The organism is Mesorhizobium sp. WSM4842 (assembly GCF_055901575.1).
Genome location: NZ_CM148372.1, coordinates 951,341 through 978,045 on the forward strand (window position 1 = coordinate 951,341; position 26,705 = coordinate 978,045).

The 26,705-nt window shown below is 60.8% G+C and carries 22 protein-coding genes and 4 pseudogenes; 5 read left to right on the plus strand and 21 right to left on the minus strand.

Annotated features, from left to right (window positions below; translation table 11 throughout):
- Nucleotides 1-139: 139 nt before the first annotated feature.
- From AC0NIE_RS04450 to AC0NIE_RS04465, 4 genes and pseudogenes are all read left to right on the plus strand, one after another.
- Nucleotides 140-2,945 (plus strand): annotated as a pseudogene (locus AC0NIE_RS04450) (MASE1 domain-containing protein).
- On the plus strand, nt 2,942-3,589 hold the full coding sequence (locus tag AC0NIE_RS04455; RefSeq protein WP_473485735.1) for a response regulator transcription factor: 648 nt from the start codon (nt 2,942-2,944) through the stop codon (nt 3,587-3,589). The pseudogene AC0NIE_RS04450 and the gene AC0NIE_RS04455 overlap by 4 nt, the downstream one beginning before the upstream one ends.
- On the plus strand, nt 3,586-3,975 hold the full coding sequence (locus AC0NIE_RS04460; RefSeq protein WP_473485736.1) for a response regulator: 390 nt from the start codon (nt 3,586-3,588) through the stop codon (nt 3,973-3,975). The genes AC0NIE_RS04455 and AC0NIE_RS04460 overlap by 4 nt, the downstream gene beginning before the upstream one ends.
- Nucleotides 3,965-4,660, plus strand: coding sequence for a response regulator transcription factor (locus tag AC0NIE_RS04465; protein WP_473485822.1), 696 nt, complete (start codon nt 3,965-3,967; stop codon nt 4,658-4,660). The genes AC0NIE_RS04460 and AC0NIE_RS04465 overlap by 11 nt, the downstream gene beginning before the upstream one ends.
- 57 nt (nt 4,661-4,717) lie before the next feature.
- On the opposite strand, the gene AC0NIE_RS04470 is transcribed toward AC0NIE_RS04465, so the two are convergent.
- The 21 genes and pseudogenes from AC0NIE_RS04470 to AC0NIE_RS04570 form a co-directional block, all read right to left on the minus strand.
- Entirely contained in the window at nt 4,718-5,371 is a 654-nt protein-coding gene (locus AC0NIE_RS04470) for an HD domain-containing protein (protein ID WP_473485737.1), read from the minus strand.
- A 36-nt stretch (nt 5,372-5,407) separates the two neighbouring features.
- Complete coding sequence (locus AC0NIE_RS04475; RefSeq protein ID WP_473485738.1) at nt 5,408-6,157, minus strand: SDR family NAD(P)-dependent oxidoreductase; 750 nt, start codon at nt 6,155-6,157, stop codon at nt 5,408-5,410.
- Nucleotides 6,158-6,168: 11 nt separating this feature from the next.
- Entirely contained in the window at nt 6,169-6,783 is a 615-nt protein-coding gene (locus AC0NIE_RS04480) for a glutathione S-transferase N-terminal domain-containing protein (protein ID WP_473485739.1), read from the minus strand.
- A gap of 37 nt (nt 6,784-6,820) precedes the next feature.
- The gene (locus tag AC0NIE_RS04485) at nt 6,821-7,258 is read right to left on the minus strand and encodes a CBS domain-containing protein (RefSeq protein WP_473485740.1); all 438 of its coding nucleotides are present in this window, start codon (nt 7,256-7,258) and stop codon (nt 6,821-6,823) included.
- 76 nt (nt 7,259-7,334) lie between these two features.
- Nucleotides 7,335-7,766 (minus strand): cupin domain-containing protein, encoded by a 432-nt coding sequence (locus AC0NIE_RS04490; RefSeq protein WP_473485741.1) that lies wholly within the window; start codon nt 7,764-7,766, stop codon nt 7,335-7,337.
- 99 nt (nt 7,767-7,865) lie between these two features.
- Nucleotides 7,866-8,696 (minus strand): alpha/beta fold hydrolase, encoded by an 831-nt coding sequence (locus tag AC0NIE_RS04495; protein WP_473485742.1) that lies wholly within the window; start codon nt 8,694-8,696, stop codon nt 7,866-7,868.
- A gap of 199 nt (nt 8,697-8,895) precedes the next feature.
- Nucleotides 8,896-9,666, minus strand: a complete 771-nt coding sequence (locus AC0NIE_RS04500; protein WP_473485743.1) for an SDR family oxidoreductase — start codon at nt 9,664-9,666, stop codon at nt 8,896-8,898.
- 336 nt (nt 9,667-10,002) lie between these two features.
- Nucleotides 10,003-10,098 (minus strand): annotated as a pseudogene (locus AC0NIE_RS04505) (NmrA family transcriptional regulator); the annotation flags it as partial.
- Nucleotides 10,099-10,159: 61 nt separating this feature from the next.
- Complete coding sequence (locus AC0NIE_RS04510; protein WP_473485744.1) at nt 10,160-10,945, minus strand: alpha/beta fold hydrolase; 786 nt, start codon at nt 10,943-10,945, stop codon at nt 10,160-10,162.
- A gap of 101 nt (nt 10,946-11,046) precedes the next feature.
- Nucleotides 11,047-11,430 carry a pirin-like C-terminal cupin domain-containing protein gene (locus AC0NIE_RS04515; protein ID WP_473485823.1) on the minus strand — a complete coding sequence of 128 codons (384 nt, stop codon included), beginning with the start codon at nt 11,428-11,430 and terminating at the stop codon, nt 11,047-11,049.
- Between the two features lie 177 nt (nt 11,431-11,607).
- A pseudogene (locus AC0NIE_RS04520) lies at nt 11,608-11,711 on the minus strand (pirin family protein); the annotation flags it as partial.
- Entirely contained in the window at nt 11,675-11,848 is a 174-nt protein-coding gene (locus AC0NIE_RS04525) for a hypothetical protein (protein WP_473485745.1), read from the minus strand. The pseudogene AC0NIE_RS04520 and the gene AC0NIE_RS04525, both read right to left, overlap by 37 nt.
- Nucleotides 11,849-11,850: 2 nt before the next feature.
- Nucleotides 11,851-13,359, minus strand: coding sequence for a mechanosensitive ion channel family protein (locus AC0NIE_RS04530; RefSeq protein WP_473485746.1), 1,509 nt, complete (start codon nt 13,357-13,359; stop codon nt 11,851-11,853).
- Nucleotides 13,360-13,470: 111 nt separating this feature from the next.
- Nucleotides 13,471-14,724, minus strand: coding sequence for a cytochrome b (locus AC0NIE_RS04535; RefSeq protein ID WP_473485747.1), 1,254 nt, complete (start codon nt 14,722-14,724; stop codon nt 13,471-13,473).
- 514 nt (nt 14,725-15,238) lie between these two features.
- Nucleotides 15,239-15,448, minus strand: a complete 210-nt coding sequence (locus AC0NIE_RS04540) for a (2Fe-2S)-binding protein (RefSeq protein ID WP_473485748.1) — start codon at nt 15,446-15,448, stop codon at nt 15,239-15,241.
- A 52-nt stretch (nt 15,449-15,500) separates the two neighbouring features.
- Complete coding sequence (locus AC0NIE_RS04545) at nt 15,501-16,460, minus strand: MBL fold metallo-hydrolase (protein WP_473485749.1); 960 nt, start codon at nt 16,458-16,460, stop codon at nt 15,501-15,503.
- Nucleotides 16,461-17,450: 990 nt separating this feature from the next.
- Nucleotides 17,451-18,521: an adenylate/guanylate cyclase domain-containing protein gene (locus AC0NIE_RS04550; protein WP_473485750.1), complete on the minus strand. Its 1,071-nt coding sequence runs from the start codon at nt 18,519-18,521 to the stop codon at nt 17,451-17,453.
- Between the two features lie 3 nt (nt 18,522-18,524).
- On the minus strand, nt 18,525-19,016 hold the full coding sequence (locus tag AC0NIE_RS04555) for a Rab family GTPase (RefSeq protein WP_473485751.1): 492 nt from the start codon (nt 19,014-19,016) through the stop codon (nt 18,525-18,527).
- 15 nt (nt 19,017-19,031) lie between these two features.
- Nucleotides 19,032-22,097: an OmpA family protein gene (locus AC0NIE_RS04560; protein ID WP_473485752.1), complete on the minus strand. Its 3,066-nt coding sequence runs from the start codon at nt 22,095-22,097 to the stop codon at nt 19,032-19,034.
- Nucleotides 22,098-22,104: 7 nt separating this feature from the next.
- Entirely contained in the window at nt 22,105-22,770 is a 666-nt protein-coding gene (locus tag AC0NIE_RS04565; protein ID WP_473485753.1) for a hypothetical protein, read from the minus strand.
- A 607-nt stretch (nt 22,771-23,377) separates the two neighbouring features.
- A pseudogene (locus AC0NIE_RS04570) lies at nt 23,378-23,529 on the minus strand (IS110 family transposase); the annotation flags it as partial.
- 160 nt (nt 23,530-23,689) lie between these two features.
- Here AC0NIE_RS04570 and AC0NIE_RS04575 point away from each other — a divergent pair.
- Entirely contained in the window at nt 23,690-26,668 is a 2,979-nt protein-coding gene (locus AC0NIE_RS04575; RefSeq protein ID WP_473485754.1) for a trifunctional glycosyltransferase/class I SAM-dependent methyltransferase/polysaccharide deacetylase, read from the plus strand.
- Nucleotides 26,669-26,705: the final 37 nt, after the last annotated feature.

A 26,705-nucleotide genomic window follows, 5' to 3' on the forward strand; every position in this document is an offset into this window, starting at 1 on the left:
CAGCCGGGGGGGCGCCGAATTAGAGTGGGCCATGAGTTCGCCAGCCGAGATCATGAGTTCGCCAGCCCAGATATCGCGGAGACGTGCTACACGCAGCGTTGACAATACCCAGCCCTTCTTTGCCCGGCAGGAGAAACCGATGATGTCCGTCTGGTCGCGCCCGCAATTCCTTCATCTGGGGCTATTTTTTGCGGCGTATGTCTTGGGCTGCGGGTTCGCCCAGGCGCTCGCAATCGTCCCCGGAATAACGGTTTCCATTTGGCCTCCGGGCGGCGTTTTCATCGCGACGCTCATCCTCACCTCGCCTTACAGTTGGCCTTGGTGGATACTGGCTGGTTGCCTGGCGGAGATGTTCGCGCAGTTCGTGTGGTTCCACAGTCCGCTGCCTGCGGGCTTTCTGATCTATATCGGCAACGCCCTTGGCGCGGCTGCCGGCGCAACGCTTGTGAACCGGGCATGCGGGCGTCCGGTTCGGCTTGAAACTTTACAGGAAGTCCTCGCATTCGTCGTACTAGGCGCTGGAGTTGCGCCGCTCGTCAGCGCGACGGTCGGAAGCGCGACGCTTGGAATCGCAAACCTTCACGGCGGTATGGCCGCTGTTTTGGATTGGAGACGCCACCGGAATCCTGCTCGTAGCGCCACCGGCACTGGTCGTGATCCAGTATTGGCGCAGCAAAACCCGACTCTCTCCCGCGCAGCCGGTAGAAGCCAGCGTCCTGGGTCTGATCTTCCTTGGGGTCGCCGCGCTTTCCTTGAGCGACGTCTACCTGCCGACCCCCTACATCATCATGCCGCCCCTTCTTTGGGCCGCGGCGCGCTTCGAGTTCAGAGGCGCCGCCGTCGCCTTGACGCTCCTCGCCCTGATCACGATGGCACTTACGATATCTGGAGACAGCCAGTTTGTCGGCGCTCCCGAGTTCCAGAGACAAAGGCAGGTCATGCTGCAGCTTTTCCTGGCAATCTCGGCATTTTCGGCGCTCATCGTGGCGGCCATATCTCGGCAGCGTCAGCTGGCGCTGGTCACATCGCGCGACCGGGAGCGGGAGCTTTCGCAGCTTGTCGATATGGTTCCAAGCCACGTCTGGCGTCTCGCGCCCGACGGCGAGCCGATTTTCTTCAACAAGCGCATGGTCGATTTTCTCGGCCTGGACGTGGCGGATACGATCAAGCCGGGCATGAGCCGCATGACGGCGATGATAGAGGCCGGCGTCCATCCGGACGACAGAGCAGCGTTCTCGGACACGCTCCGCCATTGTCTCGCCACCGGCGAGGTCCTTGCGATGCGGTATCGCTTGCGCCGTCAAGACGGGGTCTACCGCTGGATGTCGAGCCGCGCCGAGCCGATGAGGGACCAGGACGGGCGCATCGTCCAGTGGTACGGGCTCTGTCACGACATAGACGATCAGATGCATGCCGAAGAGGCGCTGCGGCGGAGCGAGCGGCAGCTTCAGGAGACGATCGATGCCGTACCAGTCCGGATCTGGAGCGCAAAGCCTACGGGCGGGCCGGTCTACTTCAACAAGCGCTACCAGGACCATTTCCGCTCCGTCATCGCGGATTTCGAAGCTCTCGAGGAGCCGCGCATCGAGCAACTGCTGCAGGAGCTGATCCATCCCGAAGATGCTCCCGAGGTGCAGAACACTCTACGGAATTGCTTCGAAACCGGCGGCGTGTCCACGATGCGATTTCGTTGGCGCGAAGAGGACGGCGCGTATCGCTGGGCCGAGTGCAGGGTGGAGCCTCGCCGTGATGAAAACGGTGAGGTCACGGAATGGTATGGCGTTTCTCTCGACATCAACGATGAGGTGAGCGCGCAAGAAGCCTTGCGCGACCGGGAGCGCGAGCTCTCGCAGCTCGTGAACATGGTTCCCGTCCATATCAGACGTCTGACGCCGGAAGGCGAGCCGACCTTCTTCAACAAGCGCTTGCTCGACTTCTTCGGCTTGAACGACCTGGCCCAACTGGACAAGCCGGACATGAGCCGACTGGCGGCAGCCATAACGACCCTCGTCCATCCGGAAGATGCCGCACGTCTGCTGGAGACCGTCCGCCACTCCTTCGCCACCGGGGAGCCCTACTCCATGAAGTACCGTATGCGTCATGCGGATGGCGCGTATCGCTGGGTGGACGGCCGCGGGGAACCGGTGCGGGACCAAAACGGCGCGATCGTGCAATGGTACGCAATTTCCATCGACATCGATGGGGAAGTTCGGGCGCAGGAAGAGTTGCGTCTGGCGCAAGCAAGTTTAGCGCGTGCGAGCCAGGCAGCCAGCCTTGCCGAGCTCTCGGCATCCATAGCGCATGAGGTGAACCAACCACTGGCCGCAATCGTCGCCAACTCCAGTGCATGCCACCGCTGGCTTTCGGCCGAACCCCCAAACCTCGAGCGCGCGAAGATCACCGCCGAGCGCATCATCCGGGACGCCAATTCTGCAGCAGAGGTTGTCAGCCGAATCCGCGCCTTGTTCAGGCAATCCGTAGAGCCGAGGAATCGCACGAAGCTCGGTAGCATCATAGCCGAGGCGCGCGATCTTATGGCCGAGGAGGCGGCGCGGCGGCGCGTCTGCCTGGATGTCGATGTCGGAAGCAGCTTGCCGCTTCTCGCTCTCGACCGCGTACATATCCAGCAAGTCCTGGTGAACCTGATTCGAAACGGCATGGATGCGATGGACTCCATTGCGGGTGACCGGGTTCTTGGGGTGAGGGTCCGCCGCGTGGGCGATGTGGTCCAAACGGAGATCAGTGATCGCGGCGCGGGGGTCGTGTTTCCCGACAAGATATTCGAGCCGTTCTTCACGACGAAGGGGAACGGAATGGGCATGGGGCTCGCGATCAGCCGTTCGATCGTCGAATCGCATGGCGGACGCCTGTGGGCGGAGAAGAACGAACCACAGGGGGCGACGTTCGTCTTCACCTTGCCGATTGAAGTGAAAGCGGCGCCATGACCACAGATGACCATATCGTCTTCATCGTGGACGACGATGCGCGCCTGCGGGAGGCGCTGAGCGAGCTGCTGGATTCGCACGGTATGCGCGCCGCTGCGTTCGGCTCGGCCAGCGAGTACATCGGTGCAAACAAGCCGGACATCCCCGCATGCCTCATCCTCGACGTCGAGCTGCCCGACATCAACGGCCTGGATCTGCAGAGGCAGATATCAAAGGGAGATCATCCGCCGATCGTTTTCATAACAGGGCACGGCGACATCCCGTCCTCCGTCCAGGCGATCAAGCATGGCGCCGTGGACTTTCTCACCAAGCCTTTCAGTGATGCGGATCTCATGGCTGCAATCCAGGCGGCGCTCACTGAGGATCGGGAAAGGAGGTCCGCGCGTGCTGACCTGGTCGCGCTGATGCAACGCTATCTCGACCTGACGCCGCGCGAACGCGAGGTGCTGCCGCTCGTGGTGAGCGGCCTTCTCAACAAACAGGCAGCCGCTGAACTCGGAATCAGCGAGGTCACGCTGCAGATCCATAGAAGGAACGTGATGCAGAAAATGGCGGCGTCATCGCTCGCCGATCTCGTGCGTATCGCGCAGCGGCTGGAGATACCGATCACCCACTCGCGCCGAGCGGGAGGGAACCGGGCGTGACCAAGGGAAGACCTGTCGTGGCCGTTGTCGATGACGATCCAAGGCTACTCGAGTCGCTGGAGGATCTGCTGGAGTCCGCCGGCTATGCGGCCCGCAGCTTCTCGTCAGCGCGATCATTGCTCATCAACGGGCTGTCCGGCCTTGACGTGCTCATCACCGACATCGGGATGCCCGGCATGGACGGCTTCGAACTTTGTGATCTGGTGAAGAAGGTGCGCCCGGACCTGCCGGTGTTCCTGATCACCGGGCGCCACGAGATTGCCGATGCGGACAGAGCCCAGGGCGTCAGCGGGTGCTTCCGTAAGCCCTTCGATGCGAAGGTGATGCTGGCAGCCATCGGCAATGTATTACGCAATTCGAAAAATGGAGATGGGCATGAGAGTTGAGCAGCTGCCGCACTTACGGAGAACGGCACCGTTGTCATCGCAGCGCAGGAGCGAAGCGGAGCAGCCCCTCGTTATCATTGTGGATGACGATGTGTCTGTTCAGGAGGCGCTGTCGGAATTGATACTTTCCGCCGGGTTTCAACATGTCTGTTTCAGCTCGACGCGCGAATTGCTCGATGCCGACGTACTGGATCGGGCCGGTTGTCTGATCCTCGATGTGCGCATGCCGGGAGCGAGCGGTCTCGATCTGCAGCGGCATCTGGCCCAAACGGGCAACCCCAAGCCGGTCATTTTCCTGACCGGGCATGGCGACATTCCGATGACCGTCCAAGCGATGAAGGCCGGGGCTGTGGATTTTCTCACCAAGCCGGTGCGGGACCAAACGCTGCTTGACGCTGTTATTGCGGGCATTGCGATGGATGCCGCGCGGCGGGCGGAAGCTGCGGTCGTCAAGCGCAATGTCGAACGCTTTGAGACGCTGACGCCACGCGAGCGCGAGGTTCTGCGTCAGGTGGCGCGCGGGCGCCTCAACAAGCAGATCGCCTTCGACCTCGGCATCAGCGAGGTGACGGTAAAGCTGCACCGCGGCAACGTCATGCGCAAGATGGAGGCCGCTTCCATCGGTGAGCTGATCCGGGCATGGGAAACGCTGCCGGCCTCGATGCGCGAGCTGGGCCAAGCATAGTCGCGCTACGGCGGCGTGTGGCAGCGGGCGCTGCTTGGGGCGCTCGGCCGCCGGTTTTCACTCGTCGAACGGCGCGTTTGCCACCAGATCGTCTGAGGATGGAGCCCTATCCCTATAGCCGAATACGTAACGGTCGCCGAAGTCGCGTATAAAGTTGTCGTAGGTCGTCTCCGGCACATTCTCCGCGATATGGCAGAAGCATCGTGTCATGCGCCGCTTCATGTCCAGCCGGGGAAATTCCTTGAGGATCGGCGCGATCTCGCTGGGCGGAATAGTGTCATACTGAAGGCCGACCACGTCCAGGCAAATGCCGGCCGTGCAAAGAGCAACCTCCGCCTCCTTGTAGAGCCCGATCGACGGCGTCGAATTGAGCGCGACGCTGTCCCAGATCAACTGAGCCCGGCGCTCGTCGACTCCGCCCTGCCGCGCAAAGGTTCTTGCCAGATCGGCTCCCTCGACCTCGAAGCGGCGGGGTCCGTTGAAGCGCTCGTTGAGCGTGATGTCGTGCAGCAGGGTGCCCACTGCGACCACTTCTGGATCGTGACTGATATTTCGGATCTGTCCGATCCGCACGGCAAAGAGCCACGAACGAACCACATGGTTGAACAGATACCGCTCGCAACTGTTGCGCGCGTGATCGAGAGCTTGGCGCACGAGCGCCGTATCGGGGACGAGGACCCCTGCGAGCATTCGACTGAAAATTCCGTGCATGGGCAGAGTTCCTTGCGATTGGGGAAGCCGTTCGCTTCAGGTGAGCGCTAGGCCTCCATCGACGGTAATGACCTGTCCGGTCACCCAATCCGAAGCCGGATTCGCGAGCTGCACGATCCATCGGGCAACGTCATCCGGAGTGCCGCGTCGCTTGAGCGGAATCCGCTCGCGCTCTGCCACCTCGATCACCGCAGCATGTTCCGGAGAGAGGCCCATCATGCCGGTGAGCGCACCCGATTCAGTCGGGCCGGCCGCGACGGCGTTGACCCTTATGCCCTGCGGCGCGAGTTCCAGCGCCCAGCAGCGCGTCAGGTGCTCCAGCGCCGCCTTGCTGGCCGCATAGTGCGAGAGGTCAGCGCCCGGCTTGTGACCGAACGTGCTGGATATGTTGACAATAGAACCCTTTGTGGCTTCGAGATGCGGGAGCGCTGCGGCCGCAAGCAGGCTTGGACCGACCACGTTCACCGCAAGGATGCTGTTGATGCGTTCGGCGGTTGCGTCACGCAGCGGCAGAAGCGCCCCGGCGCCCGCATTGTTGACAAGGATGTCCAGCCGGCCCCAGCTATCGATTGCCTTCGCGATCGTATCAGGCGCATCGCCGGGGACCGCGACATCGGCGACGATGCCTGTGATGTCCTTGTGCAGGGCGGCCGTCTCCTTCAGGCTCTTCGGGCGGCGCGCTGTGATCAGGACTTTTGCGCCTTGTCTTGCGAGAGCGAGCGCCACTGCCCGACCTATGCCCGAGCTTCCGCCGGTTACGATGGCGACCTTGGCGCTGAACATCATCGTTCTGTTCCCTATGCGTACGAAACGTCTGTTTCGACCAGTTTGAGGAGCCCCTCTTCGCGCAAGGCGGCTTGCACCGCGGGGCGGCTCACCATCCGTCGGCGCAATGCGACGAACGCTTCGGGAGTGCGCACGTCGAACCGTTCAGCCCATAGGAGCATTACGAACAGATAGAAGTCGGCGACGCTGGGTGTTGCGCCGAACAGGAAGTCGCCAGCTCGGCTTTCCGCCAGATTGTCGAGCAGCCTGGAAATGGTCACCCTGGCTTGCGCCTTCTGGATATCGTTTCCTGTGTGCCACATCGGTTTGAAGGCGCGATGCACCTCAGTTGAGATGAAGGCCAGCGCTTCGAGAAGCCGTGTGCGTCCCAGCTCTCCCGAAACTCCAAGCGTCGGATATTTCGTGGCGAGCCAGTCGAGAATGGCGATGTTCTCGGTGAGAACCTCGCCGTCGTCGAGCACCAGGGCCGGGACATAACCCTTTGGCGTGACGTCGTTGAAGTCGGCCCCGGAAGCTGTCCGCTTCGTCTTGAGATCCACGCTCTCACGCTCGAATGTCGCGCCCGCTTCAAGCAGGGCGATGTGGTCCGCGAGGCTGCAGGCAAGTGGGCTATAGTACAGTTTCATGATAATGATCTTGATCGGTTTGTTGGGCGGCGGCCGGCTAGCGATAGCCAACGCCGGTGACGTAGTTGGACAGGATCCGCTCCTGGAGCTCTTCTTCCGCGAACAGCGCCTTCATCGCGTCGCGGATATCCAGGATGCCAAGAGGCTTGGCGCCGTCATTGACGACTGGAACATTCTGCAGGCTCCGGGCGGCCATGGTCTGCCAAACGTCACGAACATCATCCTTCGGACCGCATGTGATGACGGACTTGCTCATCAACGCCGATGCCGGCGGAGACGCGTGGTTCGGGCTGCTGAGATGGCGGATGAGATCGGATTTGCTTATGACGCCTTCCAGGCTTCCGGTCGCGTTGCACACCAGGACCAGCCCGACGCCTGGTCTGGAAAGCGGCAAGGCCGCGTCCTGGACAGTTGCATCGCGACTGACAACTGCCAGGCGGGAGGACGTCAATGCGTGCAGCCTCTCAACGAACATCGTTCATATCTCCTGAGCTTCCCCGATCGGCGCCGGTGTGCTTCGAAAAAAGCCGGAGCCGAAGCAAGCGCTCGTTTCATTCGTCGAGAGGGATCACCAGCTCCGTCTCGTTGGTATCGACGACGAACACGGCCAGCAGCCGGGCGGGTTCGGTCGCACTGGCGTTGGCACTGACGCTGTGGCGGTCGCCGGGAAACTCGGACCAGCTTTCGCCTGCACGATAGGTGACTTCAGGGCCATCATTGACTTGGCTCTTGATCGCCCCTTCGAGGACCGTCGCGTAGATAAAGGCGGACTTGGGATGGAGATGCGCTGGCGAAGTGTCGCCTGGTTCATATTCAACGAGCACGCCTCTCATGCTCTTGCCGGGCACGTTCGGAAGCGGCTGGTCGTAGACGAGCTTCACGTTCTTGCCGATCTCCGCGGCCTTGTCGGTGGCCGAATCTTCGGCCAGCGCTCCTGTCGCGATGAGGGCGAGAGCTGCGCTGCAAAGAATGGTCCTGATCATTGTCTTGGCTCCAGTTACGGTTGGGGATGGTTGGGTGGTCGCCGGCCGGAGGCGAGGACGGCCGGCGACAAGGCTCTCGCCTGAGGGCACGGCGTGAGCCTAGGACCTGATGAAGGTGAGCAAGTCGACGTTCACCACATCGGCATGCGTGGTACACATCCCGTGCGGAAAGCCCTCATAGATCTTGAGCGTGCCGTTCTTCAGAAGCTTTGCGGATAACGGCGCGGAATCGGCAATGGGCACGATCTGATCGTCCGTGCCGTGCATGACGAGTGTCGGCACGTGGATGATCTTGAGGTCGTCGGTGAAATCGGTTTCCGAAAAGGCCTTGATGCCGTCGTAGTGCGCCTTGGCGCTGCCCATCATGCCCTGCCGCCACCAGTTCTGGATGATGCCCGGGATCGCTTTCGCGCCCGGCCGATTGAAGCTGTAGAAGGGGCCCGACGGGAAATCGATGTAGAACTGCGCGCGGTTGTCGGCGAGCGACTTGCGCAGCCCGTCGAACACTTCGATCGGAAGGCCGCCAGGATTGGCCGGCGTCTTCACCATGATTGGCGGCACCGCGCCGATGAGGACGAGCTTCGCGGTGCGCCCGTTGCCGTGGCGGGCGACATAATGAGCGGCTTCGCCGCCGCCGGTCGAGTGGCCGATGTGGATTGCGTCCCTCAGGCCGAGATGCTCGACCACCGCCGCCGCGTCGGCAGCATAGTGATCCATATCGTGACCGTCGCTCACCTGCGCGGAACGGCCGTGCCCGCGCCGGTCATGGGCTATGGTGCGATATCCATGCCCGACGAAGAAAAGCATCTGCGTGTCCCAGTCGTCGGCGCTGAGCGGCCAGCCGTGGTGGAAGACGATCGGTTGAGCATCCTTCGGACCCCAGTCCTTGTAGTAGATCTCGGTGCCATCCTTGGTGGTGATAGTGCTCATATCTTTCGATCCTTCCTGAGGAATGGGTGAGTGCGACTCCTGGCCGGCTGTCCCTTGCCCGAGCGCGTATTTGGGCAGGCCGGTTGCAATGCCGGCGGCCGCTGCGCCGAGGAGGAGGGCTCGGCGACTTGCCTGAGGCGCAATGGGCAGCTTGTGGTCCATCGTCGTTTCCCTTGCGGGTTGTCTTCAGATGCCGCCGTTACGCCGCAACACCGCTTCGCCGAGACGGGGCGTGGTCGAACCAGTCTTCGAACGGCGTCGAACCGATGCGGGCGCCCGCGCCCGGGACAAGCGAGCGGTCGTCTAGCTCGGTCCCGAAATAGAGCGCATGAGGATCACCGATCACCTTCCTGGGATCGTTGGCGAGCTGCAGAAAACGCAAGACCAGTTCGTTCATGCGGAAGGGCTCGGGGCCGCCGATCTCCATCACGCCGTTAATCGGCTGGGAGAGCGCCATGTCAGCCATCACCTCTGCAACATCGTCTGCGGCGATGGGCTGGAAGTAGGCCGACGATACCGAGACCGTGTCGCCGACGGTTGCCGACTGCACAATGCCGCCAAGGAACTCGAAGAACTGGGTCGAGTGAACGATCGTGTAGGGAATTCCCGACTCCCTGATCAGCTTCTCCTGAGCCATCTTAGCGCGCAGGTAGCCGCTCCGGGGCAGGCGCTCCGCCCCGACTACCGAGAGCGCAATGTGATGCTTCACGCCGGCGGCCTTCTCCGCCGCGAGCAGGTTCTTTCCGGCTGTTTCGAAGAACTCGAGAACGGCCTTGTCCTCGAACGACGGCGAATTGGCGAGGTCGATGACAACCTCCGCCCCGGCAAGAGCCTTATCCAATCCTTCACCGGTGAAGGTGTTGACGCCGCCACTTGGCGACGCCGCCAACACGTCGTGGCCCTTCACGCTCAGCCTTGCGACGGTCTTGGAGCCGATAAGTCCGGTGCCACCGATGATTACGATTTTCATTTCATTCTCCTGTTCTGACTTCGAAAAGATCTACTTGGAACAACGCCGGCGGCTCTAACCGTGCCGGCCCTAAATTCCTCGATGAGAGCGACGCGCGTCCGCGACTCGCTCGACCGCCAGCGCAAGGGCTTGGCTCAAGCGACACTGTCTTCGCAGCCGTCCCTCGCTTGGCCCCAACCCAGGACCTCCGAGGCGCTGCCGTAGTAGCCGAAGCCAAAGCTGTCGGCCGTGCCATTGGTGGCGCAGGACGGAGGCGGTGTTCTCGAGGAATTCCCGAAGAGGTCTGCCAGCGTGGCCGGGATCATGAGGTGCCGCTGTTGTGAGGGCACGACGTTGCGGCGACGCCGCCACGACGTCGTGCCCCTGTTGACGCAACCTCTCGACGGTCGCTAACCGGATGTACCGAGTGCCGCCAATGACCACGATTTTCATGTCGATGTCTCCTGGGGGCTTGCACTTGTCGAATGCAGCCGGCGCGAGGCGGCCGGTTTCGTCACTGCGCCGATGCGGCTTCCTCTATGAGCAAGGCGATCGCTTCTGGACGCGAGACCATCAGCGCGTGCGACCCGCCCTCGACGACGATGGTCTTCACCGAATGCGCGCGCTCGGCCATGAACTTCATGACCGCCGGCGGGATATTCCGATCCGCCGAGCCGTAGATCGCGTAGGATGGAATTGTCTTCCAAGAAGGCGCGCCGGAGGGTTCTGCCAGGGCGGCGTCAGCCACCGGGCGTTGTGTCGCCGCCATCAGGCTGGCCTGCGCTGCCGGCACATCGGCCGCGAACTGCACGTGAAACTTTTCCGGCTGGATGTAGAGGTCCTGTCCTCCATCCGGCCGCGCCACCGGCAGGAGCGCCTCGCCAAGCGTGCTGCCTGGGAACTTCCCCGAAAGCGTGAGACTGGACTCGCCTTTGTCCGGGGCGAATCCGGCCACATAGACCAGCGCTTTCACATTGTTCTTCCCGTTGGCTGCCTCGGTGATGACCGGCCCGCCGTAAGAATGGCCTACCAGGACGACCGGTCCGCCGATGGATCCGATGACGGCCGATACGGCGGCCGCATCGCTTGCAACGCCGCGAAGTGGGTTGGCCGCCGCGATGGTCCGGAAACCGTCCCTGTTGAGCTCGGCGATGACGCCGTTCCAGCTCGACGATTCAGCAAAGGCCCCGTGCACCAGCACGATCGTCGGTTTTGCCTGATAGTCCGCGGCCTGCGTCGTTGCGCTGTCCGACACGCAACATGCGTAAACAAGGGCCAGAGCTCTGATGATCTTGTGCACGTGTCTTCTCCTGTGCGGCGGGTCGTCCGATACCGAGAAGAATGCGCCCACTTGGCGCGCGAAAATATTCGACGGACGGCTCGGTCAGGCGATCCGAAAGTCTAGGACGATGCACCCGGGGGAGTGGCAGCTGTAGCCGGTGGTCGGCGCACGGGTAGGTTCCCGGCATCGATCGAACGCATCGCCGGGGTAAGGCCTCCCAACAGCATCAGTCGTGTTGAATGAAAGGCCGGCGCCTTGAGCACGATTTCGGCGCCGGGTTCCAGCAATATCAATTCGGCTTCACGGAACGAGCCCGGCCGGCCGACGATCTCGACCTCGCCGGGGACGACACAGACCGCCCGCTCATGATGTTCGCGCTTGACCTGGTATCGCGCGCCGCTAGTCAGCACGATTTCGGCGAACACCATGTCGGAGAAGGTTCTTACCGGCGAGACCAAACCGTCCGAGGCTCCGGCGATCAAGGTGAATTCGACGCCTGGCACACGTCCTCGGTATCTCCGGCTCACTATAATGGGCAAAATCGGCGGCGGCTTCCTCATGCCTGCAAGGAAGGGCAACCCAGGCCTGAATGCCGAAAAATTGCTTCCGGACGCTCGAGCCTCCGGCGGCGTCCGCTCGGAATGGACGATCCCCGAACCGGCCGTCACCCAGCTGACCTCGCCAGGTCGGAGGGTTTGTACCTTGCCGAGACTGTCCGGTGGACGATCTCCCCATCGATCAGGTAGGTCACGGCCGCCAAGCCGATATGAGGATGCGGTCCCATGTCGAAGCCCGGCCGGTATCGAACACGGCTGGCCCCATCTGGTTGGAGGGCAATACGCGCCGTACCTTGAAACCGCTCACCGGTTCACTGGACACCGGCAAAACGATATCTGTGGCGCCGGATTGTCGGATGCTCATGGCTACCTCCCTTCATGTGCGACCGGTCTGCCGGCGCTTAAACCGCGCCGGAACGGTACTGGGTGAAAGATCGTCTGCATGGCTTTGAGCAGCGCGAATTTCGAATCCGTGTGCTCTTGTCCGGCGCCGTTGCTACCGCCGAGAGACACCCTGGCTGAGAGGACGGCCGCAAGGTCTTCGGCCATTTCGGGCCGGTCGAGCAGCAGGGGCGCGAAGCTTTGCTGGTCAATCTCGTAGGCCACGACGTGGTTCATTGCGCGCAAGGTCGAGGTCTCGCCGATGCCCGCGAGCAGGCCCGTCTCTCCGAAAAAGTCGCCGGGAGCGAGGTGGCCGATCTCCTGCGCATGGGCGTCACCTTCGCCGTGCTCTCGGACAATGATGCCCGTCCGAACAATCATGAGGGACGGCAGCATCTCTCCCTGTCGTGCTATGATGTCGCCTTTGCGATAGGTGCGCACCGCAACCGTTGCCGCGAGGGCTTCTTTTTCGTTGTCCGTCAACGCCGAGAATACTGGTATGGCATTTATAAGCTTGATCGGCGTGACTTCTGGGAGATTTCCCGTCTCTTCGCTCGGCAAGTCATTCATGAGAATCGCAGAGGAGGGTGGCGTCGCCAGCCGCAAACCCGCGGACTTGGAATGACGGTAGACGAGATCGAAGATTTCGTTCTTCGCCGGAATTCGCTGGCCAACATTTGCGACGCGAAAAAACAGATCGACCTCAATCGCCGTCGCATCCAGAGCTTTGATAGCGACCACCGGTGGGGGCTCCCTCAGTATTGTGTTGCTGCTTTGTAAGGCCGCGTTCATGACGTCCGCGACGATCGCCGGCATCTTGTTCGGCGCCAATCTTATCGTGACGGACAGCCCATGGCTCTCCTCAGGGCTGCTGACATTGGTCAGCCCGAGCTTCGCGAGGAAGCTGTTCGGCAGCGCCACCACGTTGTGGGCCAAAGTGAGTAGGTGGGTCGATCGCCAGTTGGTCTCGACAACGCGCCCTTCGGTTCCGTCGCTGAGAACGATCCAGTCCCCAAGCACATAAGGTCGGCCGAGGTTGAGCGCGATGCCCGAAAAGACGTCGCTCAGCGTATTCTGGAGCGCCAGTCCGAGTACGATGGCAAAGACGCCCGAGGTGGCGATCAGCGTTCCGATCGGCGCACCGAAGACAAAGGCCAGGATCGACAGCAGCATCCCAACGTAGACGCCGCCGACGACGAGGTCCTGCAGAAGGCGCGCCTCACGCGGCTTTCGCTCGAACACGAGATAGATGCGGACAAACCCGATCAGCGCCCAGGCGAGGTGAACCCACCACAGCAACTTGGCGGTCCCGATGAGGATTGCTCCCGCGGTTGTCTCTTTGCCCCATGCCGGCTCGTAGGGGACCACAGCTCCGTCAAGAAGCAGGACCGACATAGCGAGGAAGAATGCGATCTGGACAATCAGCCTGGTTGTGGAGAGCCGCCGCGGAATGACGTGCCACACGACTATGCCGGCAAGACCGACCAGCACCATGTAGAGAGGGGGAGCAGCATTCCACCAGCTCATGACCGGACCCGGATCCTCAAAAATCCTCACACAATCCTCGCCTCGGGGCACGGCGACCGGGCAGGTGATCGTTCGATGTTATTCCTTGCCTTTCGTCAGGACCGCTTCGGTTACCGAGTTCGGCAGCCAGCGCGGCGTTTCGATCACGCCCAGCAGCGGCATGACGACGAGAAAGAACGCGAAGTAGTAGAGGGTCGATACCTGCATGGCGGGGATGTACCAGCCTTCCGCTGGCTTGGACCCCAGCCAGCCAAGGAAGAGGGCGTTGATGACAAAGAGCCAGAAAAAACGCCTGTACCAGGGCCGGTAGACGGCCGAGCGTACCTTCGACGTGTCGAGCCAGGGCACGAAGAACAACACGGCGATGGCGCCGAACATGGCGAGCACGCCGCCGAGCTTCGAGTCGATCGGCCCGATGTTGAAGGTGACGGCGCGCAGGATCGCGTAGAAGGGCAGGAAGTACCACTCGGGCACGATATGCGCCGGCGTCTTCAGCGGGTCGGCGGCGGTGTAGTTGTCTGGATGCCCGAGATAGTTCGGCACGTAGAAGACGAAGTACGCAAAGGCGAGCAGGAACACCACGGCCCCGAGCACGTCTTTCATTGTGGTATGGGGTGTGAAGTCCACGACGTCGGTTTCCGACTTCACGTCGATGCCTGCCGGATTGGTCTGGCCGACGACGTGAAGCGCCCAGATGTGCAGGATGACGACGCCCGTCAGCATGAACGGTAGCAGGTAATGCAGCGCAAAGAAGCGGTTTAGAGTCGGATTGTCCACCGCAAAGCCGCCGAGCAGCAATTGCTGCACCCAGTCGCCGACCAGCGGGATAGCGCTGAAGAAGCCGGTGATGACGGTCGCGCCCCAGAACGACATTTGTCCCCAGGGCAGCACGTAACCCATGAACGCCGTCGCCATCATCAACAGAAGGTTGGTGCAGCCGAGAACCCACAGCAGTTCGCGGGGAGCCTTGCAGGAGCCGTAATAGAGGCCGCGGGAGATGTGGACGTAGACCGCGATGAAGAAGAACGACGCGCCGTTTGAATGCAGGTAGCGCAAGAGCCAGCCGGAATTCACGTCGCGCATGATCTTGTCGACGGAGTTGAAGGCCAGCGTCGTGTCGGCCGCGTAGTGCATGGCAAGCACCACGCCGGTAACGATCTGCGCTGCCAGCATCATCGAGAGGATGCCGCCGAACGAATAGGCGTAGTTCAGGTTGCGCGGGACCGGATAGATGATGAACTGACCATGCACCAGGCGCGGCACCGGCAGGCGGGCGTCGAACCAGCGTCCGATCCTGGTCTTGGGAATATAGGTGGAATGTCCACCGCTCATCGTGGTGTCTCTGGTTTTGAAATTGCCGGTATCGATATCGGCCGGCGCTCCTTGGCCAGCCGCTCAAGCATGCCAGCCTTTCCAGTGTTCGAACTATCATGCCGAGGACGCGTGCGTCCGATACGTTGGTCTATGGGTTCCTGACTGAAAGGCTGCGCCACACGGCAGAGGCGCAACCGTGCCGTCGCGCCTTCACGATTGGCAAAGCGCGCATGCGCGTGGGGGCGGACCGGTCGGCCTCCGGCTCCAGCGCGGCGCGGCCGCTCGTCGTGAACAACTGCGCCTCTTCCCATGAACATTGAACGTGCATCATTGGCCGCGACCAATCGCCCGAGGCCAAACGAGTGCCGTGTGGGCGTGGTGCCTTTCAGCGCCCGAGATTAGCGGGTTGTCGACGCCATTTCCGGCACTCGGCGGCATCGCCGCCGGCCTCCGACATCGACAAGTTGGTCGATGAAGCCATGAAGCACGGCAAGCGGTCGGTATTTCCAGGAAGCCCGCGGCCGAGTCAGGATTACGAAGACTGCGCGCGGCCGTCGCACGATGCCGGACGGGCGCTGGCGAGCGCCTCGTCAATGATGCGGCGGATAGTACGCGCGCAACGGCCGCACTGGGCGCTACAGCCGAGACAGCCATAGACCTGGCTGATCGAGCGCGTCCGCTCCACCTTGATGGCGGAGCGGACATCCTGATCGCTCAACACATTGCACGAACACACGATCATGGCGCGATGAGTCTCGACGGCGACCTGGTACGGCTCTGACCCGACAAGCGGGTCAGTAGTCCCAGACAACCGGCACGCAACGAAAGACATCGCCGTCGACCGCCACATGGCAGATAGACGGGAATGGCAGGTGAGTGGCCACCAGCGGCTCGCGGGTTGCCGCAAGCTCCCGCAGAAGATTGATGCGGACGCGGGCCGCCTCCTCAGGGTCGTGTTCGAAGCCGTTGTGCCAGTCGGGTTGGTCGAACCCGACCTGGAACACGGCGTCGCCGGCGAAGGTCAGCCGGTCGCCGCCGGACGCCAGGCGGACCACGCTGTGCCCGGGGGTGTGGCCGCCAGTGAGCGTGACGACCACCCCCGGCGCCACCTCGTGCTCCGTCTCAAACGGCCGCAACTGGCTGCGGTACTCGTTCACGAACCGCTTGGCCGCCCGCCGAAGCGCATCCGGGAACCCTGTTGGCATGGAGGCGCGGGAGAAATCGGGCGACTCCCAGAACTTGAGCTCGGCGGCCGCCACGTGAATCCGCAGATCCGGACGCAGCCGGTCCTTCACCCCGTCGATGAGCAGCCCGCCGATATGGTCCATGTGCATATGGGTCAGCACCACGTCGGTGACGGATGCGAGATCGATGCCGGCGGCCTCCAGTCGCGAGACCAACCGCCCGGCCCTCGGCAAGTGCAAGTCCGGGTCCATCCCCAGCCCGGCGTCCACGAGTATGGTCTGGCCGCCGCTGCGTACGACGACCACGTTCAGCGGCCACTCGAGCACGTCCGGCGGCAGGAACATGTCGTCCAGCCAGGCCGCCCGGACGGCCGGGTCGACGTTGTATGCCATAACCGGGGCTGGTATCGGCAGCACTCCATCGCTGACCACCAGCACGTCGATGTCGCCGACCTGCAGCGCGTAGCGCGACGGAACCAATTCGGGCGCCGGTCTACCGTTGCTGTGCTTGGCGTTCAGGCTGTCGGCGCAGTGCTGGATCGAGGGGTGTGAAATGTTGTCCAGGGTCATGTTTGTCTCCTGCTGACCACGGCCGTATCGGCCACCTCCGCCGCTGGCGCCCGTGGATTTGGCATGAGCCTCCATGGACCGCCACCTGGCGTCTACGGTGGAAGTTGCGCCGCCTCGGCCTGCGCCACCATCGGACGGAAGCACCGGTCAGGCGATGCGAAAGTCTATGGCAGACCCGTTGCGAGCATGGGTGATATCCCGCGAAAGTCGGAAGACGCCGCTTTGAGCAGCGAGCAACGGCTGTGCCTCTCGCCTGTTGGCAGTACACGCAGCGCGTAGGATCAGGATCAATCCTATACCGCGGTCTCAGTCGCCCACAGCCTTGATGCAGTCGACTGCGCGCGCGCCCTCAACATCGCGTTCTCCCCATGTCTCTGGTCTGCACGCTGGTCGACCGAGCAAATGAGGAACACGGGCATGTCGTGCACCGACAGACAGTCCAGCACGACTCGTGATGGCGCAACGCAATGGACGCCTTCCCACCGCCGGCGGGCAGGGTACCTGCATGTCCGATTGCGGCGGCGAAGCACGCGCAAGTGGCAAGCTCCGATCGACTGAGCGACACAATCCACGACCAGATCGACTGGAAAGGAGAAGCATCCCATGAGACGGACAGCTATGCTTGTTGCAATGAGCATTCTCGCCAGTCATGCAGCAGCAATCGAGAGGCACAACGTATCGCAAATGTCGCGCGAGGCGGTCGGTAGAGTCCGTCAATCGAAGCACCGATCCATCCTTCGATACCACTCAGCGCGCAGACAAATTGATGCTTTACGACATATACGTGCGTGATCATCGGACTTGCAAATCCGGCGAGGCGGCCGTGCCGACGCGCGTTCCGGCTAAGGACGGTCTATACAGAGTCCTCCGGTGACCCAGGACAGACCTTTGGCGGTCGCTCGGTGGTCGACTGCACCTCTGCGGACAATCGAAACCATGATGTTGCTTGAGATGCGATGCGCTCCAGGATCGGCACTGCCAACCGGCAAATCAGGCCGGGAGCCGCCACATTCGCACACGACCTGTACCACGCAATTCCGTTTCCGCGAGTGGATCGCAAGCAAAATTTGGTCCAAGCAGTTTGCGAGTTGCATCCGAAATACGGATTTCATCGGGCTCCGCTGACGTTTGGATACGTGCGGCGAGATTAACGGTCTCGCCCCACAGGTCATAGGCAAACCGCCTTTTGCCTATGACGCCCGCGACGATTGGTCCTGAGTGAATTCCAATTCTGAGTCTTATCGGTTCTCCTGCGAAGCGTTCGCGCTTAACCGCCTTCCGCAGTTCAAGTGCATAGTGCGCAAGGGCTTCTGCATGATCGGATCGTGCGGCGGGCAGGCCAGCGACCACCATCACACAATCGCCGATTGTCTTGATCTTTTCGCAGCCGTATCGTTCCGAGAGCAGATCCGCCGCCTTGAAGAAGTAATTTAAAATAGCGAGCGTTGTCTCGGCTCCGACGCTCCGCGCTCTTTCCGTAAAGCCGACGATGTCGGCAAAAAGCACACTCACCTCAGCGTGGTTGTCTGCAATTTGTTCGTCCGCTTTTAACCGCTCCGCGATCGACGCCGGAAGAATGTTGAGGAGTAGGCTTTCGGCGCGCTGGTATTCACGCGACAATCCCTCTTGGCTCTGCCTCAACGCCTCGTTCGTCAATTGTAATTTTTCGTTGAGTTGACGCTCCCTCTCTTGCAGGAGTGTCATTTCATAAGCCTTCTGTTGAAGCCGCTGCCTATTGTCGCGTTCGGCAGTGGCGTCAAGAAAGAGCAGCCATACGCTGGCATTGTCAGCAAAAAGATGAAGGTCCGCGACACGCCCGTTGGGCAGTTCGACCATGGCCATATGATATGGAAGCTCCGGGCAAGGCAGCAAACCTTCCATGAATTCAAGCTGCTCGGCTACGGGCTTGCCAATGCAAAGCGATGATAGGCCGTAATGTTTAACACTACCGCCCTTCTCAGCGATGCAAAGCTGGGCGTCAATTTTCAGATATGCGACAGAGTGCTCGTTGTAGAAGAAATCGTAAATCCAGCTTCTGACTTCTCTTGGCAACTCATGCATGGTCTATTTGGCAACCATCGAAGCAAGCTGACGAAACGCGTCATCAACATATTCACCCGAAAGCGCGCTTGTTAGATAGATTTGCCATCCAAGTTGCCTCAGTTCGTTAATCTCCCTATCCGATATTGCCCACCGATCGGCCAGATCGGATTTGTTGAACAGCAATACAAACGGCATAGCGCCGAATTCGGCCTCGGCCCTCTCGCGCAGCGTGAGCGCCACGGCAAGAGTAGCGGCGCGGGTTCCATCGACGACAAGCACGAGCCCGCTCGCACCTCGCACATAGCTGACGCGGAATGAGCCGATATCGTCTTCGCCGGCCAAATCCCACAAAATGAGATCCACGGTTTTGTCCGGGAATGCGACACTCTTCTTGTCGATTTTCACTCCCACCGTGGTCAAGTAGGTTTCTGAAAAGATGCTTTGCACAAACCTGCGAACCAGACTCGTCTTTCCGACAGCGAACCCGCCCAACATGCAGATCTTCTTTTGCAATATCCTGGGCTCCGCCTAGTGGAAGTTTACCGTAACCGAAACTCTGCGATTGGCGGAGCTCCCGGTTCGGCTATTTTCAGTCTCCGCTGGCTCAAAGGTGCCCGCGCCGCGAACCAAGAGCAATTCCGGATCGACGCCGCGCTTCTTGAGAAGCGCACGAACTGTCTCCGCGCGGGCGGCGCTGATCGACACGTTGGCCGTTTCACGGCCCGTCGCGTCCGAATGGCCGGTCAACATGAACTGTGCTGTTACGCCTGCCTTGCGGGCGTCCTTGGCCAATTCCTTCAACTGATTTGCCAATTTGTCGAGAACCGGCAGTTGTTCTGGTCCCGGTATAGCCTTGCCAGAATCGAAGAAAATGTCGACCGCTTGAATAGCCTCCCTCAAATGAGTGAGTTCCTGAGGGGTCAACTCACGCAGCTCGGAGATTTCTAGAGAGAGTCCGTCCGCGGACAGCTGTTGAGAGGCGACCCGCGCCCGGTTTATCCAGGCGGCAGGAGCTTCACCCACGACAACGATGCGATCCTCGATGATCATAAACCGAACCGATTTCGGCGGAGTCAGCGACGCCACCAGCCGCTTCAGCACGAACTTCGGATCAAGGCTCTGATAGAATTGCCACTGCGAATGAACGCGAGCAGGATCAACCCCTGTTCCGGACAGCAGAGCCTGCGGGTCGGCGGCCTGCGGGTCTCTCAGGCCGGAAATATAGAAATGTCCGCCCCTCGCCGTTTGTTGGGCGACGATGATTCCCGGTTGGGCCTCAAGTCGCGACACATAAGTCTGCCAGTGCTCCGCCGCGCGTGCTTCGGGGCTCACATCACGAACCTTGGAGATGTCGAATACCGGTCCACCTGCCGAAAGCTGTCGGGCCGCCGCGCGTGCCCGATCTATCCAGGTGTCGGGAGCCTCACCCTCGGCAACGATGCGATCCTCGACGATCGAAAGCCGAACCGATTTCGGCGGGGTCAGCGACGCCGTTAGCCGCTTCAGCACGAACTTCGGATCAAGGCTCTGATAGAATTGCCACTGCGAATGAACGCGGGCAGGATCAATCTCCGTTCCGGACAACAGCGACTGCGGGTCGGCGGCAAGCGGGTCTCTCAGGCCGGCAATATAGAATTGGCCATCGCGCACCTTTTGTTCGGCAACGATGATGCCCGGCTGGGTCTCCAGTCGCGACACATAGGCCTGCCAGCGCTCCGCCTCGCGTGCTTCGGGGCTCACATCACGGACCCTGGAGATGTCGAATACCGGTCCGCCTGCCGAAAGTTGTCGGGCCGCTGCGCGTGCCCGATCTATCCAGGTGTCTGGAGCCTCACCCTCGGCAACGATGCGATCCTCGACGATCAAAAGCCGAACCGATTTCGGCGGAACCAGCGACGCCGTTAGCCGCTTCAACACGAACTCCGGCTCAAGGCTCTGATAGAATTGCCACTGTGAATGAACGCGAGCAGGATCAACCCCTGTTCCGGACAGCAGAGCCTGCGGGTCGGCGGCCTGCGGGTCTCTCAGGCCGGAAATATAGAAATGTCCGCCCCTCGCCGTTTGTTGGGCGACGATGATTCCCGGTTGGGCCTCAAGTCGCGACACATAAGTCTGCCAGTGCTCCGCCGCGCGTGCTTCGGGGCTCACATCACGAACCTTGGAGATGTCGAATACCGGTCCACCTGCCGAAAGCTGTCGGGCCGCCGCGCGTGCCCGATCTATCCAGGTGTCGGGAGCCTCACCCTCGGCAACGATGCGATCCTCGACGATCGAAAGCCGAACCGATTTCGGCGGGGTCAGCGACGCCGTTAGCCGCTTCAGCACGAACTTCGGATCAAGGCTCTGATAGAATTGCCACTGCGAATGAACGCGGGCAGGATCAATCTCCGTTCCGGACAACAGCGACTGCGGGTCGGCGGCAAGCGGGTCTCTCAGGCCGGCAATATAGAATTGGCCATCGCGCACCTTTTGTTCGGCAACGATGATGCCCGGCTGGGTCTCCAGTCGCGACACATAGGCCTGCCAGCGCTGCCCGGATTGCCAGGAAAGAAAGAACCAACCGCCTGCCGGAATTAAAACCAGCAGGACTGCAGCCACCACCAGCCACGGAAATCCCTGGTTTGATTCCTCCTGCTTCAGTTCAACGCAGGTCTGCAACTGCGTCTCTACGCCGGCCAACTGCGAACTGTCGCCGTCAAACTGCTCTAAAGCCTGTGAGCATTCATCATGGATGCGAAGCAACACATCGCGAACTATTTCATGTAATTCCTCTGGCGGATTTCCCCGGATCACCGCAACCAAGGTCGCAAACGGTCCAACTTCCGACCAGAGACGAAGCTCCCCAAAACGGATAGTGTCCAGGCCGCTCTGTTCTTTCTCGTTAAATGAGTCTTTCACAAAATCTTGAATTGCACTAAGCATCGACGAAATGAGTTGAGGATCTTCACTCGTTGCATTATCGGCAGCTACATGCGCTATCAAAAGCCCGGAATTGCGGTTAATGAGAAAGACATGTTCTACACGATATACAAGAGAATGCTTAAGAACAACTTCTGAGAAGCTTGCACCCGTTCTCCAAGCTTCAAATCTCCACTTGAGCCCATGCCAGGTAAATATATGTCTTAAAGTTTCATTCAGCGACTGAAAGGTCTGATCGATCTTTTCCCCGATCGACTTGCGAATTGCCGGCAGAAACACCGGGTATAATATATCCGTAAGCGTACGCGGGCTCTTCTGGATGGACCGTTGCACGGCCCTCTCGACAGCTGGCGCAAGGGCCTCGCCGAGTTGCGCATGAGGCGCACGTGCGGCTGCACTGGGGAGAACACCCCCAACTGCAGCCGCAAGCTGCTCAGGTTCGTCGAGCAGGTGCGTAACGCGTGAAAGCTCCGAAATTTCGCGGCCGACCAGCAACTGGCGCAGCGTTTCCATGCGAGGATCGGCGGTTGGAACTCCGTGGAAACGCGCACGATAGTCCGGATCAACGTTCCGGGCAATTTCGACCAAAAGAGTAGCCAGAGCCTCGCGATCAATCTCTGTATCGTTCGAAGCTGCTCTTTGAGGAAGGCTGATTGGGTCGACGGTCGACGTCAAGTTCCGATCAACTCACTTTCCAACTACGTTCCGAGTTGCTCTTGCTGCCGGCGGGATCCTGATTTAGACATTTTGCAACCTCGACAAACAGGCCAGCCAAAAGATTTCGGTCGGTCTTTACGTTGCTGAGATCGGAAAACATTTTTTCCATTAGCATCTGCATGCTTTCATTCTTTTGCTTGATTTCCTCACGCAGCAATTGATCGCTTCGATTTATCCGGTCCGCGACTTCGCGCTCAAGCTCGCTCAATTGGTCCGACAACGCGCGCACCTGCTTTTCAAGCGCCTGATTTTGCTCGCGAAGATTCCGGTCAATCTCCTTGTCGGCCTCGGCTCGTGCATCTTTTTCGTTCCGCAATTGCGCCGCGAGCGATTCGACCTGCTTCTTTGCATTTGACTCGTACATTTCAAGATTGCGCTTGGCTTCGGATTCGACATCCTTGAAGCGCTGCAAGAACCGTTCTTCAAGCTTGGAAAAACGGCGGTCATAGTCCTGCATCTGGTTGCCGAACAGCAGATCACGTATCTTGTCGACACCTACAGCGTCGCCGGAGACCCCGCCCTCGCGAGCCTGGACCCCCATCAAGGCCAGCCCGTTTCCGTCTGCATTACTTGTCAGATTTCCGTCCGCTTTACTTGCTGAAGAAGCGGTATTCGAAGATTCCTTAGCCATCCTTATGCCCCTTCATTTGAGCACCTGCCACAGTGCAAAACTCAAAAACACCCAAGCATGTCAGCAAAATACCCGGCTCGCAAGCCGGAATCTTCTTGACTTAAACCAAATCGTGCGTCCCTTTTACATCTCTTGGACTAGCAGCAAATGCACGAGTTCCGATTGGTGTCGCTCTGGCATCTCTTTGTGATAGAAGCCATAACCGGCTAATCTAATCGACCATTGGACGCAATCTACTATCGAAATGGGTAATACAATGTCAGGCTATAGCTACTGGAGCGCAATTAAGTAGCGCAGATTCATTAGAAGTATCTAAATTAGCTGGTCTGGCGGTGCACATACTGTTTCGCACCCGGCTGTATACTGCGACGATCAGCTTCCGATGCCTGCCCAACGGTAGAAGGAAGGCCTTCTTTGGCACGGAGAATGGCTGTTCGAGAATGCACCTCGGAATCGAGGCGTTTCGGTCGATAGGAGGGGAGCAATAGTCCCAATAACTGCAGTCATTCACACCAAAGCTTCAGCGGGATTGCATTTATTGCGCCCCCGATTGCAAAAGACATCAGTTTGCCGTAGCTGTTGCACTCATACGGTGCCAGGGACCGTAGCTTGTGGTCATGGCGCCGACTCCGGGGATCGACATGAGTATGCGGCATGCTTGGCTTTGACGGGCATCTGCGACGACTGGCGCCCAAGCTCGGCGGCACGGATGCGAATGCTGCGCCAGGCTTCCAACATCGGCAGCACGACAGGAGCAAGCTCGCTCTGCAGCCAAATGGCGGCGTCGCGGCGGCTCGGAAGAGTTCGCAGAAGACTGCTTGGACGCAGCGTCCCTGAGGATCGTTTCCTTTGGCAGGAGATCGCCGGCTATGTATCGGGACTCTTGTTCTACCTTCGAACCAGGCGCGGGTAAGACGGCGTGGCGCATAATCCCTTGGTTTCAATCGTGGTTCCTGCGCACAACGCGGAGGTAACGCTGGCACGCGCACTCGATTGCCTTCTCGATCAGGAAATAATGGACTGGGAGGCGATCGTCGTCGACGACGCCTCCACGGACGCCACCGCCGCGATTGTCGCCGGTTATGTGGAGCACGATGCCCGGTTTCGGATGTTGAGTTCTTGCGCGTATAGCGCCGCCGGCGCGCGCAATAGCGGGATTTCGACAGCGCGCGGACGCTGGCTCATGTTCCTGGATGCGGACGATTGGGTGGACGCCAGCTTCCTTGCGAAAATGCTGGCCGCACTTGAAGCCGCGCCCGATGCGGTCGCCGCCTATTGCGGTTCCCGGCGCGTGATGCCCGATGGCGAACTCACCCCGTCGAGCATCCCGACGGAGGTTGCGATCCAGCCCTTCCAAACATTCGCCCGCCGGTGCGCCATCCGCACTCACGCGCTGCTCGTCGACCGGGAGACAATTGTCGAGTTGGGCGGTTTCGATGTGTCGCTGCGCACCTGCGAGGACTGGGATCTGTGGCAGCGCCTCGCACGTCTCGGCAAACGTTGGGTGATGGTCGACGAGCCGCTCGCTTTCTATCGGACCAGCCCCAACTCGCTCAGCCGCAATTCGACGCAGATGCTGGTAGATGCGGAAATAGTGATCGCCCGCGGCTTTTCTCCTGATCCCAGGGTCAAACAGCCAGCATCGGCTCACGCCAATGGAGCGATCGAGGCGAACGGCCGCACCGCTTCCGAAGCACTCGCGTGGTTCGCGTTGTGGAACGCCGCGTCCGATTGCGGCTGCGGCTCACGCTCGATCAACCCACAGTCCCTGCGCGCGCTCCCGGCAGGACGTAAGTGGGCGCGTGAGATCGCCAAGGTGGCCTTCGATGGCCTTATGGTAGGAAGCCTATCGGTGCCAGCGCAATTGGCTGCCAGGTGGGACAGGTTCGGCGGCTCCCTCACCGAGTTGATCATCGAACTCGGCAAGGTCTGGGACAATCCCGTCGCGGGTCGCCGCGTCCAGTATTACCTTGAGCAAATGCTTCTCGACGTCGACGATCTTGCCGCGCCGCGCAGGCTGGCGCGGACACTTGGAATTCGCGTCGACGCTCGAAATCCGGCCTCGACCGAACTTCCGGAAGGAATCGATCAAATTTATGCCTATCTGATGATGGATGGCCAGATCGAGGCTCTCGTGCAGTTCGGCGTACTCGGGAAAGTGACAAGGCGCCATTGGATCGAATTGACCCGGGATTTCGTGCCCCCTGAGCGGCTTATAGACAGTGCCACGCGGCTTGCGAGGCGATCGCCTGTACATGCCCCGCAACAGGGCGCCGGTGCCGACAAGTCAAACATGTTTGCAGCTGAGGCATTGTCGTCCATCGCGGGACGCCGGTCCGATCGGGACAGCCACTTCGGCAAACTCGCGCGGTTGGCCGCGGAAGCGCGGGGGCTGGTTCGGTCGAGCGCCGAAGCTACAGAGCCGCTTGCAGCGCCGCGCCGTGCATCGGCCGCGGATGGGCACGACAATGATCGCACGTCGTTCTGGAATCGCCGTTTCGCGACCGAGGATCCCTGGAACTACGGTTCGTCCTATGAGCAGGAAAAATATGAGCGGCAGCTCGAAATTCTGCCTGCCGGTCCGATCGGACGGACGCTTGAGCTGGCCTGCGCGGAGGGGCACTTCACGCGGCAGCTGGCGCCGCGAGTGGGCCATTTGACCGCAACCGACATCTCCGCCGTAGCCATCGGGCGAGCGCGCGCGCGATGCAGCGATCAGCCGAATGTTGAGTTCGGCGTACTGGATTTCTGCGCGGACACGCTGCCTGGTGAGATGGACCTGATCGTCTGTTCGGAAGTGCTCTACTACCTGGACGATCTCGCCGAGTTGCGGCGCATTGCCAAAAAAATCGTTGAGGCATTGGCGCCTGGCGGCAGTTTCATCAACGCACACGCATTCGTGCTACGTGACAATGTTGAAAGAACCGGCTTCGACTGGAACACATTCGGTGCACAAGCGATCTCAGAGACACTGTCAGCGACCGAAGGCCTCGTCCTCGATCAATCGATCCAGACCGAGCTCTATCGCATAGACCGCTTCCGCCGCCTGTCACCTGGAGATGTGGCGACGGAACCGACAATCGATTACGTCCCAATCCGCGCACCCATCGAAATCGGGGTCGCGCGAAACATCGTCTGGGGCGGGGCGCGGGCCTTGCGCCGCGACGTCGCACGTAGCGAGCGGCGGCAGCGTGTCCCTGTCCTCATGTATCACAGCGTCTCCGAGGATGGTCCGGCCGCGCTCGCCCGTTTTCGGCTCACGCCCGCCGCATTCCACAGCCAGATGGCATGGCTGCGCGCCAATGGCTTTCACGCGATTAGGTCCGAGCAGCTGGAATGGTTCATCGCCAACCGTCAACCTTTCGTTGGCCGCCCAGTGCTCATCACCTTCGATGACGGCTTCCAGAACTTTGCCGACCATGCCTGGCCGACCTTGCGCGCGAACGACCTGACCGCGGAAGTGTTCCTGGTGACGGACCTGGTGGGCGCAAGCGCACAGTGGGACGCCGACAGCGGTCCGCCGATACAGCTTATGGACGCCGGGACGGTGCGACGCCTCGCCGCCGAAGGTGCGTTCTTCGGAAGCCATCTGGCGACGCATCGCGCGATCGATGGTCTGTCGAGCTCTGACTTGGCCGCCGAGCTCCTGCGCTCTCATATGTTCATCGAACGGTGGACCGGTCGGCCAACCACGTCGTTCGCGGCACCCTTTTCTGTCACCGACCGACGGCTTGGCAGGCTGGCCAAGGAGTGCGGCTATCGAATCGGCTTCGGCGGCAGACACGGGCCGGCGGACCTCGATTGCGATCCCATCGACCTTCCGCGCATCGAGATTCGCGGGGATCGCTCGCTCGATGACTTTGTTGCCACCGTCGGGGCCGTACTCGAAGAGCGGTGAACTTGTCAGTGTCCCGCCCGTTTACCTCGTTCGCAAG

Coding starts and splice junctions, on each gene's coding strand:
- AC0NIE_RS04540 (WP_473485748.1), bottom strand. CDS start 15,448: ATGATCGTGTGTTCGTGCAATGTGTTGAGCGATCAGGATGTCCGCTCC.
- AC0NIE_RS04530 (WP_473485746.1), bottom strand. CDS start 13,359: ATGGTGCTGGTCGGTCTTGCCGGCATAGTCGTGTGGCACGTCATTCCG.
- AC0NIE_RS04470 (WP_473485737.1), bottom strand. CDS start 5,371: ATGCACGGAATTTTCAGTCGAATGCTCGCAGGGGTCCTCGTCCCCGAT.
- AC0NIE_RS04475 (WP_473485738.1), bottom strand. CDS start 6,157: ATGATGTTCAGCGCCAAGGTCGCCATCGTAACCGGCGGAAGCTCGGGC.
- AC0NIE_RS04465 (WP_473485822.1), top strand. CDS start 3,965: ATGAGAGTTGAGCAGCTGCCGCACTTACGGAGAACGGCACCGTTGTCA.
- AC0NIE_RS04550 (WP_473485750.1), bottom strand. CDS start 18,521: ATGCATGAGTTGCCAAGAGAAGTCAGAAGCTGGATTTACGATTTCTTC.
- AC0NIE_RS04485 (WP_473485740.1), bottom strand. CDS start 7,258: ATGTTCGTTGAGAGGCTGCACGCATTGACGTCCTCCCGCCTGGCAGTT.
- AC0NIE_RS04565 (WP_473485753.1), bottom strand. CDS start 22,770: ATGGCTAAGGAATCTTCGAATACCGCTTCTTCAGCAAGTAAAGCGGAC.
- AC0NIE_RS04545 (WP_473485749.1), bottom strand. CDS start 16,460: ATGACCCTGGACAACATTTCACACCCCTCGATCCAGCACTGCGCCGAC.
- AC0NIE_RS04535 (WP_473485747.1), bottom strand. CDS start 14,724: ATGAGCGGTGGACATTCCACCTATATTCCCAAGACCAGGATCGGACGC.
- AC0NIE_RS04495 (WP_473485742.1), bottom strand. CDS start 8,696: ATGAGCACTATCACCACCAAGGATGGCACCGAGATCTACTACAAGGAC.
- AC0NIE_RS04490 (WP_473485741.1), bottom strand. CDS start 7,766: ATGATCAGGACCATTCTTTGCAGCGCAGCTCTCGCCCTCATCGCGACA.
- AC0NIE_RS04480 (WP_473485739.1), bottom strand. CDS start 6,783: ATGAAACTGTACTATAGCCCACTTGCCTGCAGCCTCGCGGACCACATC.
- AC0NIE_RS04455 (WP_473485735.1), top strand. CDS start 2,942: ATGACCACAGATGACCATATCGTCTTCATCGTGGACGACGATGCGCGC.
- AC0NIE_RS04500 (WP_473485743.1), bottom strand. CDS start 9,666: ATGAAAATCGTAATCATCGGTGGCACCGGACTTATCGGCTCCAAGACC.
- AC0NIE_RS04525 (WP_473485745.1), bottom strand. CDS start 11,848: ATGAGCATCCGACAATCCGGCGCCACAGATATCGTTTTGCCGGTGTCC.